Here is a 13,334-nt window from a genome sequence, read left to right as displayed (position 1 = left end):
TTACAGAAAAGAGAATTAATTAATGAAAATTTGTGTAATAGTTGATAAGTTGTTGTTTAGAAATTATTGCCAATTGGTGGTTCTAATTGCTTGTGCTGTATCCTTTGTGTCTTGCCATCCAAAAAAAGAAAAAGAGACACTTTTTCAATTAATGGATAACGATAGTACAGGCATTCACTTTGAAAATACAGTTATAGATAATAAAGACGAAAATAGTTTTCAGTTTCGTAATTTCTACAATGGTGGCGGTGTAGCTTTAGGTGATATTAATAATGATGGCTTGCCCGATGTGGTATTGACGTCAAACCTGGGCAATAACAAAATTTATCTCAATAAAGGCAACTTTAAATTCGATGATATTACCGCCACATCTGGCTTTCAACAGAATGGGCAATGGAGTACAGGTGTAACATTTGTAGATATTAATGCAGATGGCTGGTTAGATATTTACATCTGTAGTTCTGGTCATGTGGGTAAAAATAACCGCCTCAATCAGTTGTATATTAATAATCACGATAACACATTTACTGAATCTGCCAAGCAATATGGTTTGGACCATTCTGGCTATAGCACACAAGCTGTATTTTTTGACTACGATAAGGATGGCGATTTAGACTGTTTTATTATTGATAATAGCCCTATACCTTTTGGAACGCTTAATTATCAAGGTATGCGTGACTCAGCATTGTCAGCTTGGAAAGTGCCTGAACAGTATAAAGGCGGTGGTAATCATTTGTATAGAAATACCAATCAACATTTTGAGGAAGTGTCTCAACAGGCTGGTATACATTCAAGCTTACTAAGCTTTGGTTTAGGTGTGTCTGTTGCCGATGTAAATGGCGATGGTTATCCTGATATTTATGTTGGTAACGACTTTTTAGAAAGAGACTATCTATATATTAACCAAAAAAATGGCACGTTTAAAGATGAACTTGAAACCTGGATGCAACACATCAGTATGTCATCTATGGGTACAGATATTGTAGATATTAACAACGATGGTTACCCTGATATTTATACCACAGATATGCTGCCGCCCGATGATTACCGCTTAAAAACCACTGGCACTTTTGACAACGTCGATTTATATCGAAGCAAAATAAAAGCAGGCTTTTACCACCAATATGTTCGTAATTGTTTACAACTTAATAATAGAAACGGCAAGTTTATAGATATTGCAAATGCTACAGGGGTTTCAGCAACGGATTGGAGCTGGGGATTGGTAATGTTTGATGCGGATAATGATGGGTATAATGATATTTATGTATGCAATGGTATTAACCGAGACTTGAGTAATCTAGACTTTTTAGACTTTTTTTCAAGCGATATGTACCAACGTATTTTGGTGACAGGTAGCAAAGAAAATATTGCAGATAGTTTAATCAAGAAAATTCCTCAAACACCTTTACTCAATAAAGCTTACCGTAACAAAGGCAATTTGCAATTTGAGGATATTGGCGAACAATGGGGCTTTACAAAACCTTCGTTTTCTAACACGGTGGCTTATGCCGATTTAGATAATGATGGCGACCTTGACATGATTGTTAATAATGAGAACCAACCTGCATTTGTTTACAAGAATAATGCACGTCAACTCAGTCACAATAACTTTATCAGTGTATCGCTAAAAGGTAATGGCAGCAACACTTTCGCCATAGGCACTATTATTAAAATTTATCAAGGCAAGGAAATTTTATCAAGAGAAATTGAGCCTGTTCGTGGCTTTCAATCGTCTGTTGATTATAAGCAAACCATTGGTTTAGGCAAACTTGCAAGTGTAGATTCATTGGTAATTACTTGGCCTGATTTATCCACTTCAACTTATATAAAACCACCGCTTAATAAGTCATATACTTTATTGCAAACCGATGCAAAAAAAGGAATTAGTCGTAAGGATGCAACTGTAAATCCGTCAACATTATTTCAAAAATTAAATAGCAATTTTGAGAAACATCAAGAGGATGATGTAGTAGATTTTTACGCTGAACAAAATATTCCTGAAATGTTATCTCGAGAAGGGCCTCAAGCAGCTATAGGTGATGTTAATGGTGATGGTAGAGATGATATTTTTATTGGTGGAGCTACAAACCAAGCTGGACAGCTGTATTTGCAGAATGCCAACGGCACTTTTACTAAAAAAAATGAAAATGTATTTGCGCAGTTTGCTGATTTTGAAGATGTGGCAACATTATTTTTTGATAGTGATGGTGACGGTGATTTGGATTTATTTGTAGGAGCAGGTGGTAATAATACAACCGATGCGAATAGTAGAGAATTGCAACATCGTTTGTATAAAAATGACGGTAAAGGCAATTTTAGTTTAGATGCTTCGGCTTTTCCATTGAATAATACCAATATTGCAGTAGCTACTGCTTGCGATTTTGATAATGATGGCGATTTAGACTTATTTGTAGGGAGTAGAAGCGTGCCCCTAAAGTATGGCGTAGATCCAACAAGCCATATTTATGTAAATGATGGCAAAGGTCATTTTACGGATTTGCCACAAGATAGATTAGGGGGGATTGCTAATATTGGAATGGTTACTAGTGCGGTGTGGGCTGATGTTTCGGGCGATGCTAAACCAGAACTAATTATAGTAGGTGAATGGATGGCGCCACGAATTTTTACTTATAAAAATCAGCATTTTCAAGAAGTAAATAGTAATCTCACTAACTTATTTGGTTGGTGGCGAAGTATTGTAGCCACAGACGTAAATGGCGATGGCAAAACGGATTTAGTAATAGGCAATATCGGTCATAATTTTTATTTACATCCAGATGAGAAAAATCCCGTAAAGCTTTGGGTAAACGATTTCGACCAAAATGGCACGCTCGATAAAATAATGACGCATACGGTGGATGGCAAAGACATGACTGTGTTCTTGAAACATGAATTAGAAGCGCAGTTACCTATCTTAAAGAAGCAAAATTTGCTGCACGAAGTGTTTTCTAGAAAAGCCATTCAAGCCTTATTTCCTGGAAAAGTATTAAGTACAAGTTTAGTAAAAAAATTCAACTACACCAGTTCTATTGTGGCTATTAATAAAGGTAAAGGACAGTTTGAAATACAAGCTTTGCCATTTATGGCTCAATTGTCGTGTATAAATGCGATGAAGGTGGTAGATGTAAACGAGGATGGTTTTAAAGACATTGTCTATGGCGGTAACGATTTTGATTTGGTACCACAGTTTGGCAGATTAGATGCGAGCTTAGGCGGTGTTTTACTTAATGATGGTAAAGGGCACTTTTCGCTTGCAGACCCAATATCCACTGGTATTTTAGAGCGGGGAGAAATAAAAGATATTAAGCAAGTATTAATTAATAAAAAGTCATGTTTATTGATACTACAAAATAATGAAAAGCCAGTTTTGTATCAAACACATAGCCATAAATAATGAGATTGTTGTATGTGAAAATATTATTTGTTGCAACTGCATTCAGTGTTATAGGCTTTTCGTGCAATCAAAAGGAAGCCTCTGCAAAATTGTTTGAATTAGTTGATCATACTGGTGTTGACTTTGTAAATAAGGTTGAGGATACTAAGGATTTTAATATTTTTAATTATCGTAACTTTTATAACGGTGGTGGAGTTGCGATTGGGGATGTTAACAATGATGGGTTAGCTGATATTTTTTTTACAGCTAATATGGGTAGTAACAAATTGTACCTTAATAAAGGTAATTTTAAGTTTGAGGATATTACTCTTACCTCTGGTATTACCAAGCAAAATGATTGGAGTACAGGTGTGGTCATGGTAGATATCAACCATGACGGATGGTTGGATATTTATGTGTCGAACGCAGGCTACAAACCTGGTCAAGAGCCACAAAATAGGTTGTATATCAATAATCATAACAATACATTTACCGAGGAGGCAGAACAATATGGCTTAACCAATAAAGGCGGTTATTGTACGCAAGTTGCCTTTTTTGATTATGACCTAGATGGTGATTTAGATTGCTACATTTTGAACAATAGTTTCATTTCAGCCAATACATTAAACTATTCTAACAAACGAGAATTACGCGCAAAAGACTGGCCCGTTGCCGACTATTACAAAGGTGGTGGCGACAAGTTAATGCGAAACGATAATGGGCACTTTACAGATGTAAGTGAGGAAGCCCACATCTACGGTAGTTTAATTGGCTTTGGGCTAGGTGTAAACGTGGGCGATATCAATAATGACGGTTATCCTGACTTATATATTTGTAACGATTTTTTCGAGAAAGACTATCTGTATATCAATCAAAAAAATGGCACTTTCAAAGAGGAGCTAGAACAGCATTTGCAACATACTGGTCATTTTTCTATGGGTGCAGACTTAGGTGACATCAATAACGATGGCAATATTGATATTTTTACGACCGATATGTTACCCAAGGACGACAAACGCTTAAAAACTACCACTGCTTTCGAAAGTTCGGATGTTAATAATTTAAAAATAAAATCTGGCTTTTATTACCAATATATGCAAAATTGTTTGCAAGTAAATAATGGTGATGGCCATTTTGTAGAAACTGCTTATTACAGCGGTGTAGCAGCTAGCGATTGGAGCTGGGGCGGTTTGATATTTGATGCAGATAACGATGGGAAAAATGATATTTACGTGTCAAATGGCATTTACCATGATATAACTGACCAAGATTTTATAGACTTTTTTGCCAACGATGTGTTGCAAAAAATGGCTGCCACTGGCGAGAAAGAACAAGTGGGGGAATTGATAAAAAAAATGTCCTCGCAGAAGCTTGTGAATAAATTTTTTCACAATAAAGGCAACTTGAAATTTAGTGACGATGGTGAGGCAATGGGCGTTACTCAACCGTCGTTTTCTAGTGGCTGTGCTTATGGGGATTTAGATAATGATGGTGACCTTGATTTAGTGGTCAATAATACCAACGAACCAGCGTTTATTTATAAAAACAACAGTCGAGAAACTAATCACAACAATTATATCGCTGTTAATTTAAAAGGTAACGATAACAATTCTTTCGCAATAGGAAGTAAAATAAAAGTGTACCGAGGCACAGAGGTATTTACGAAAGAAATAATACCAAGCCGTGGGTTTCAATCTTCGATGGATTATAAGGCAGTGATAGGTTTAGGCGAAAAAGCAGTAGATTCAATGATTATCATTTGGCCTAATAGAACTTTTGTAAAAATGATTAAGCCAGCCATTAACCAATTATATCAAATACAGCAAGTAGCATCTGACCATATTTATCAAGCGCCGAATACCTTACAAGCACCTATGTTTACAACGGTGCAGGCACAGTTTGAGAAACACATAGAGGATGATTATGATGATTTTTTTTACGAAAGAAATATTCCAGAAATGTTGTCTAAAGAAGGGCCACGGGCGGCAGTTGGCGATGTAAATGGTGATGGCTTAGAAGACATTTATATTGGTGGGGCTACCAACCATGCTGGACAGTTGTATTTGCAACAAAAAGACGGAAAGTTTATAAAACAGAACGAGCCTGTTTTTCAACAATTTGCTGATTTTGAAGATGTAGCGACACTATTTTTTGACTGCGATAATGATGGCGATTTAGATCTGTTTGTGGGTTCAGGCGGCAACAATGCGCCAGCGGGTACTAGGCAAATGCAAAACAGATTGTATAAAAATGATGGTAAAGGTCATTTTACAATTGACACAAAATCATTACCAATTAATGCAGGCAATACATCAGTTGTAATTGCTAATGACTTTGATGGTGATAGCGACTTAGACTTGTTTGTAGGCAGCAAAAATGTCTCCTCAAGCTATGGCGAAACGCCCAAAAGTTATTTGTTAGAAAATGATGGTAAAGGAAATTTTAGAGATATTACCCCATCTATCATTAGTAATGTAGGGATGGTATCAAATGCAGTGTGGGCTGATATTTTGGGCGATAAGCAGAAAGAATTAATTGTGGTAGGCGATTGGATGCATCCTACAATATTCACTTATAGAAATCACCATTTTGAACCAGTGACAACTAATTTGGATAAGTTGTTTGGTTGGTGGAAAACGGTGTCTGTTGCTGATGTAGACAATGACGGCGACCAAGATTTGATATTGGGTAATATAGGTGAGAATTTCTATTTGCAGCCATCTGATATAAGCCCTGTGAAATTATTTATGAATGATTTTGATGCTTCGGGGTCTGTAAAAAAGATATTGACAAGAACGATTGATGGTAAGGATAAGCCAGTATTTATGAAGCGCGATTTAACCGAGCAAATTCCATCTTTAAAAAAGCAAAACTTAAAGCATGCCGACTATGCAGATAAAAGCATAGAAGATTTATTTGGTAAATCGATTACTGCTTCTAGTGATATTAAGCAGTTTACATATGCTACCACCGTAGTAGCTATTAATGAAGGCAATGGTAAGTTTACGATAAAGCCTTTGCCAATGCAAGTACAATTGTCGAGTGTTAATGCCATTTTGCCAATAGATGTAAATAGTGATGGTCTGATTGACTTAGTTCTTGGTGGTAATAGATTTGACTTTTTACCTCAATTTTCTAGGATAGATGCCAGTTATGGACATGTATTAATAAATAAGGGCAAAGGTAATTTTGAGTGGGTGAATAACTCTAAAACAGGTATATCTATAAATGGTCAAGTTAGGGATATTAAGGTGATTAATGTAAAGCAAAGGAAGCAGATATTGGTGCTGCAAAATAATGACATGCCATTGCTGTATAAGCTTGAAAAGCCCTTACAGTAAGAGCGTTTCAATATACTTTGGTGTATGCTGCGTAGCGATAAGAATGTACAAGTGAGTGACACAACAGAAGTATCATAGTAGTACAAAAGTCTGCTAACAAACAACGAAAATGAAAACAGTAGTATATTTTATTTTATTAGCTATTTTAATACAAGGCTGTAAATCTAAGCCTGCTGTGATAGAACAACCATTATTTGAAGTACTTGAAGCCAAACAAACTGGTTTGAATTTTAATAACCATTTGAATCCTACAGATAGCTTTAACATGTTTAAGTACATGTATTTCTACAATGGTGCAGGCGTTAGTGCGGGCGATTTTAATAATGATGGCTTGATAGATTTATTTTTTTGTAGTAATCAGGGGCAAAATACTTTGTACCTGAATAAAGGTAGCATGCACTTTGAGAATGTGACTGCAAAAGCCAATATTCCTAATGATGGCGGCTGGAGTACGGGTGTAAGTGTGGTGGATATTAATAATGATGGGCTACTGGATTTATATGTATGTAGGGTTGGGCAGTTTGAAAGCTTGCACGGTAAAAACCAATTGCTCGTATGCAATGGTATTGATAAAAATGGTGTGCCAAGTTATACCGATAAAGCTGCTGAATATGGCTTGGATTTTAGTGGGTTTAGTACGCAAGCGGTATTTTTTGATTATGATGGTGATGGTGATTTGGATATGTTTTTGTTGAACCATTCGGTGCATCAAAATGGTACGTTTGCTGAAAGAAAAATGTTTCTTGGTACCTATCATCCGTTAACAGGTGATAGGCTGTATCGCAATGATGGCAAACATTTTACAGATGTTACAAGGCAATGCGGTATCAACAGTTCGGCTATAGGCTACGGCTTGGGTATTTGTGTGTCTGATATAGATTTAGATGGTTATCCCGACTTATATATTGGTAACGATTTTCACGAAAATGACTACTTATATATCAATCAAAAAAATGGCACGTTTAAAGATGATTTGCAAAATAGAATCATGCATACGAGCCAATTTTCGATGGGTGTAGATGTGGCAGATATCAATAATGATGCGTATCCTGATATTATTTCGATGGACATGCTGCCATCTGATCCGTACATCTTAAAACGCTCATTAGGTGAAGATGAATACAACACTTTTTACATGAAAATTGGGTATGGTTATAATTACCAATATACTAGAAATAATCTACAATTAAACAGGCGTAACGGTATGTTTAGTGAAGTAGGTTTATATGCTGGTGTTGCGGCTACAGATTGGAGTTGGAGCCCATTGTGGTTAGATTTTGATAATGATGGTTTAAAAGACTTGTTTATTAGTAATGGCATACCCAAGCGTTTGAATGATATTGACTATGTAAATTTTGTATCTAATAGCGAAGTGCAAGACCAGATACGTAATAATAAAATTGCTGAGAAAGAAAAGAAAATTATTGAGTCATTCCCGCAAATAAAACTGCCTAACAAATTCTTCAGAAATAATGGGGATGTCACTTTTAAAGATATCGCCACACAAATAACAAATGATAAACAGACGTTTTCCAATGGTGCTATTTATGCTGATTTGGATAATGATGGCGACTTAGATGTGGTAGTTAATAATATTGATGATGCAGTATTGATATATCAAAATAAAAGTAATGATATGAAGCCAAAAGCTTCGGTTGATATTGCTTTGAAGGGTAATGAGAAGAATATCAATGCCATTGGTGCCAAATTATTATTGTTTAGCAAACAAGAGATTCGCACATATGAAAATTATCCAGTGAAAGGGTTTCAAAGCAGCATGCAAATGCCTGTTCACATTGGGCTAGACAATACAAAAGTGGATAGTTTACTACTAGTATGGCCAGATAATACATACGAACATATCGCTTACAAAGCAGGCACAGCAAAGCTTACAGTCATTTATAAAAAAGGATTGCCAAAGTTTGATTACAATGTAATTACTAAGCATTACATAAATACAACCACACCAATGGTTGATATTACGAAGCAAACAAACTTACTTTGGAAACATGAGGAAAATCCATTTAATGAGTTTGATAGAGAGCCATTGATACCACACATGGTGTCTCGTGAAGGACCAGCATTAGCAGTTGGAGATATCAATGGCGATGGTTTAGAAGATGTATTTATTGGTTCATCTAAAGGTGGTAAGCCTGCAATTTTTACACAACTTGCTAATGGTAAGTTTATTAAAACCAATCAGCCGAGTATTGATGCTGATAGTACCAACGAAAATGTAGATGCTTGCTTTGTAGATGTAAATGGCGATAAGGCTTTAGACCTTGTAATAGCCACAGGTGGAAACGAATATTATGGTGCTGATGAACATCAGCAGCCGCAAGTGTATATCAACGACGGTAAGGGTAATTTTACTAAACTAACCCATGCTTTTGATAATTTATTTCTCACGGCTTCTTGTGTAGTGCCTTACGATTTTAACAATGATGGCGCTATCGATTTATTTATTGGTGCAAGAGCCGTGCCTTGGGCTTATGGCGAAGTGCCGCAATCGTATCTGTTACAGAATGATGGTAAAGGTCATTTTAAAAACGTAACAGAACAATACTGTAAGGATTTATCAAAAGTAGGGTTTGTGCAAAATGCTATTTGGGTAGATATTAATAAAGATGGTAAAAAAGATTTGGTATTAAGCCTAGAGTGGGATGGTATTTGTGCATTCGTAAATGGGAAAGGTTCGTTTACCAAACAACAGCTAACTGATAAAAAAGGATGGTGGAATTTCACCTTGCCATGTGATATTAACAACGATGGTAACATAGATTTTGTAGTTGGTAATCTTGGTTTAAATAGTCGTTTAACCGCAAGCGATAAAACACCTGTAACGCTTTATTATAATGACTTTGATGGTAATGGCAAAAAAGAGCAAGTACTCACGTATTTCTTAAACGGGCGAGAATTACCTTTTGCTAATAAGGCAGAATTAGAAAAGCAAATGCCTTTGCTAAAGAAGAATTTTTTGTATGCACACGATTTTGCAAAAGCAACGTTACAAGAAATATTTACAGAAGAAAAATTGAATAATGCTGATAAATGGCAAGCTAATTATTTTGCCAACGCGATTTTGATTAATGATGGTAAAGGCAATTTTACCACTCAAGCTTTGCCTTACGAAGCACAGTTTACAAGCTTTAAAGATGCTGTTATTATTGATGCCAATCACGATAATTTGCAAGACATTTTATTAGTAGGCAATTTTTACGAGAATAATATTCAGATGGGTAGATACGATGCCGATTTTGGTACGATTCTCATCAACAAAGGCAATAATCAGTTTGAAGTATCTACAATTAATGCCTTACAATTAAAAGGCCAAGTACGAAAAATAAAGCCCATTGTTATTAATAAGCAACAGGCTTTTGTATTAGTTAAAAATAATGATAGTGTGTTAGTTATTCAGCAGCAAACTAAAAAATAGGATAGTAAAATCTAGTTATCCATTTCGTTGTGTCAGTTTCTTTTTCTCTATCTGTAATCAATTGCTGATAAGGAATGGCAGGGGATGAGTGCTTAAAATCGGCAAAGTATTTTTCAAACATTTTAAAGGATTGTTCTACTGTTGATGGGCCACCCTTGATACTATCACTTTCTAGAATTCTACCTATCACCATGCGTCTAAGTTGAATAGTATTAGTTTCTGCTACCGTATGATTTACAGGTATTGCCACCATTACCTTATACGAAGTTTCCGTTTCTTTTGTTACATTAAGCATAGGCGCGTTTATAATAGTAGCACCTTGTTGTTGTATATGCCTTCTGAGTTCATTAACAAGTTTGTACACTTCTATTGTTGAAGGGGTATGATTTAAATAGGTTTTAGTACTCATTAATGCGGTATCTTTTACAATCGTACTAATAACGTTAAAACCATAAATATTAGATGGTTTTTCTAAAAAACGCTCTAGTTGCTGCATCACCTCTTTGATATTTTGTTTAATATATACGGCTCTGTTATAATGATTAATTCTAGTAAATGGATTCATGCTAGCTGTGTCATTATATTGACAAATCACTCTTATCGAATCGTGGCTAAAGCCAGCAACAGCAAGGTTTACGATAGTTGTTTTTTTATTATAGTCAAGCGCTATTTGTGTATTGTTATATGATTTACTAACAATGTGGTACGTGATATCTTTATAAGTAGCTATTGTTCTATCTCCAACTTTTTCCAACTTCCCGGGCCACCATTTTGTCCAATTTTCTTCGTTAGATGCATATTCTACTGCACTTGTATAATTCGTATACATGGGTGTAATACTTGATACCACTAAATTTCTTGGAATAATAATATAAACACTTGCAATAGCGATGGCTATAAATGCCACTAGAATAATCAACCATTTTTTCATATACAAACGCGATAAGTAACTTTTGAAATAGTGGTGCAAAATAGTGTATAATCTAGTATTCGGTTTTTATCATTTTTAGAAATTATTTTAAACCGTTTGCAGGGGATAATTTTGCCAACTAATTCCTTTGTATTCATCACAATTGCACAGTTTCTTTTGCCCATTCTGTTTAATTTTAGAAATTCTTTTTCATGCTTGCTAATACGAAAATTATGTTTCAAAAAAGGTTGTTTTTGCTCACTTTTAGTGTAGCTATGTTATCTACAATTTGCGCTTTTGCGCAAGATCCATGGAAAATTACTTCCACTAAAATTGACCCTTCAAATTATTATGGTATTACCGTAGCTAATGGTATGATTGGTGTGGTGTCCTCCCCAGAACCTTTTAAGGTAAAAGATGTGGTGCTAGCAGGTGCCTACGATTTGTATGGGCGTGGTAGAGTAAGCAATTTTTTAAAAAGCTTCAATCTGCTAAATATGTATTTAGAGGTTGATGGTAGGCGCATTGGCGGTAGCGATGCCACAAACATGCAGCAAGAACTAGATATGCATCATGCTAGTTTTACAACTACCTTTAGTTATAGCGATAAGGCTGATATCAGTTATACCTACTACTCGCTTCGTCAATTACCCTTTACAGTACTAATGGATGTTACTATTTCAGCTAAAAAAGATATCAATATTGGTGCAGCAAGCGTTATGGAAGCACCCGATGCATTGAAAGATGTACAGAATTATTACAATGAAATAGATAGGCCACACGTTGTTATAAGTCTATTAACGTCTTCGGCTAAAAGCCCTACAGGCAAATTATTAATGTGTGCTTCTAATACGTTTTTATTTAGCGAAAAGCATGGGAGCGAACCTAGAGTTATTCATGAAATGTGGGATAATAATATGCATTTAATGAAGTTCGGTAAGCAATTAAAAGCTGGCGAAAAATACAGTTTCTCAATTGCAGGTTCTTCTATTACTTCTGCACACCATGATGATCCTTTAAACGAAGCTGAGCGTATGACTATTACCGCTAAGCTAGAAGGTAGAGATAGGTTGATTGCTTTTCACAATACAGCTTGGGATAATCTTTGGAAAAGTGATATTGTGATTAATGGCGATGCACAAGCTCAGCAAGATATTCATAGCATGATGTATCACTTATATTCATTTGTACGTGAAGGATCAGCAATGAGCCCATCCCCAATGGGTTTAAGTGGCTTAGGATATAATGGTCACGTATTTTGGGATACCGAACTATGGATGTATCCTGCCATGTTGGTTCTACATCCAGAAATGGCAAAAAGTATGGTTGAATACCGCTTTCAGCGATTAGGTGCTGCTAAGCAAAATGCCTTTAATCATGGTTTTAAAGGGGCAATGTTCCCTTGGGAAAGCGCAGGTACAGGTGTAGAAGAAACGCCTGTTTGGGCTTTAAGCGGTCCGTTTGAACAGCACATTACAGCCTGTGTTGGTATCGCTGCGTGGAATTATTATTGTGTTACACAAGACAAAGAATGGTTGCGTGAAAAAGGTTATCCAATATTAAAAGAAACAGCTGCATTTTGGGCTAGTAGGGTAGAGCGCAACGGACCTGGTAAATACGATATTAAAAATGTAGTTGCTTCCGATGAGTGGGCGGAAAATGTAGATAACGATGCGTTTACCAATGCCGCTGCAAAAGCAGTATTGCAAAATGCTACAGACGCTGCAATTATACTAGGTATTACCCCTGATGCAGATTGGTTGCATGTAGCCAATAATATTCCCGTGTTAGTAATGGAAAATGGCGTAACCAAAGAACATGCTACCTATCATGGGGAAGGTATTAAGCAAGCGGATGTTAACCTTTTAGCGTATCCTTTAAAAGAAATTACAAATACTGCCCAAATACGAAAAGACCTTGCCTATTATGAAACACGTGTACCCAATGAAGGTACACCCGCTATGACGCAAGCCATTTTTACTCTGCTTTATGCACGACTTGGGGAAGGCGCTAAAGCGTATCATTTTTTTAAAGATGCGTACGAGCCAAATTTATTACCACCACTTCGCGTAATTGCTGAAACGAAAGGTGGTACCAACCCTTATTTTGCTACAGGTGCGGGTGGTATTTTGCAAAGTGTATTAATGGGTTTTGGGGGCTTAGAAATCACGTCTAAAGGTATTACACAAGTTGCATCTGCTTTGCCCCCAACTTGGAAAGGTCTTACACTAACAGGTATTGGTGTTGAACGAAAAACCTTTACTGTTAAGTAGT

The 13,334-nt window shown here is 36.1% G+C and carries 5 protein-coding genes; 4 read left to right on the top strand and 1 reads right to left on the bottom strand.

What is annotated here, in order from left to right:
• Positions 1-22: 22 nt before the first annotated feature.
• The 3 genes from ACFOW1_RS07640 (at position 23) to ACFOW1_RS07630 (ending at position 10,150) form a co-directional block, all read left to right on the top strand.
• Entirely contained in the window at positions 23-3,394 is a 3,372-nt protein-coding gene (locus ACFOW1_RS07640; RefSeq protein ID WP_379013352.1) for a VCBS repeat-containing protein, read from the top strand.
• Entirely contained in the window at positions 3,394-6,714 is a 3,321-nt protein-coding gene (locus ACFOW1_RS07635) for a VCBS repeat-containing protein (protein ID WP_379013351.1), read from the top strand. Before ACFOW1_RS07640 ends, ACFOW1_RS07635 begins: the two co-directional genes overlap by 1 nt.
• Before the next feature lie 109 nt (positions 6,715-6,823).
• Positions 6,824-10,150 carry a VCBS repeat-containing protein gene (locus ACFOW1_RS07630; protein ID WP_379013350.1) on the top strand — a complete coding sequence of 1,109 codons (3,327 nt, stop codon included), beginning with the start codon at positions 6,824-6,826 and terminating at the stop codon, positions 10,148-10,150.
• Here the strand turns inward: ACFOW1_RS07630 and ACFOW1_RS07625 are convergent.
• On the bottom strand, positions 10,140-11,081 hold the full coding sequence (locus tag ACFOW1_RS07625) for a hypothetical protein (protein ID WP_379013348.1): 942 nt from the start codon (positions 11,079-11,081) through the stop codon (positions 10,140-10,142). The two genes, ACFOW1_RS07630 and ACFOW1_RS07625, sit on opposite strands and share 11 nt — an antisense overlap.
• A 254-nt stretch (positions 11,082-11,335) precedes the next feature.
• Here ACFOW1_RS07625 and ACFOW1_RS07620 point away from each other — a divergent pair, with 254 nt between their 5' ends.
• Complete coding sequence (locus ACFOW1_RS07620; protein ID WP_379013346.1) at positions 11,336-13,333, top strand: glycosyl hydrolase family 95 catalytic domain-containing protein; 1,998 nt, start codon at positions 11,336-11,338, stop codon at positions 13,331-13,333.
• Position 13,334: the final 1 nt, after the last annotated feature.

Source organism: Parasediminibacterium paludis, assembly GCF_042651445.1.
GTDB lineage: Bacteria > Bacteroidota > Bacteroidia > Chitinophagales > Chitinophagaceae > Parasediminibacterium > Parasediminibacterium paludis.
This window is presented reverse-complemented; position numbering and strand designations above follow the sequence as displayed.

What these genes read in the sequence shown, in the direction of transcription:
- ACFOW1_RS07640 (WP_379013352.1), top strand. Translation starts at nt 23, where the DNA reads ATGAAAATTTGTGTAATAGTTGATAAGTTGTTGTTTAGAAATTATTGC.
- ACFOW1_RS07635 (WP_379013351.1), top strand. Translation starts at nt 3,394, where the DNA reads ATGAGATTGTTGTATGTGAAAATATTATTTGTTGCAACTGCATTCAGT.
- ACFOW1_RS07630 (WP_379013350.1), top strand. Translation starts at nt 6,824, where the DNA reads ATGAAAACAGTAGTATATTTTATTTTATTAGCTATTTTAATACAAGGC.
- ACFOW1_RS07625 (WP_379013348.1), bottom strand. Translation starts at nt 11,081, where the DNA reads ATGAAAAAATGGTTGATTATTCTAGTGGCATTTATAGCCATCGCTATT.
- ACFOW1_RS07620 (WP_379013346.1), top strand. Translation starts at nt 11,336, where the DNA reads ATGTTATCTACAATTTGCGCTTTTGCGCAAGATCCATGGAAAATTACT.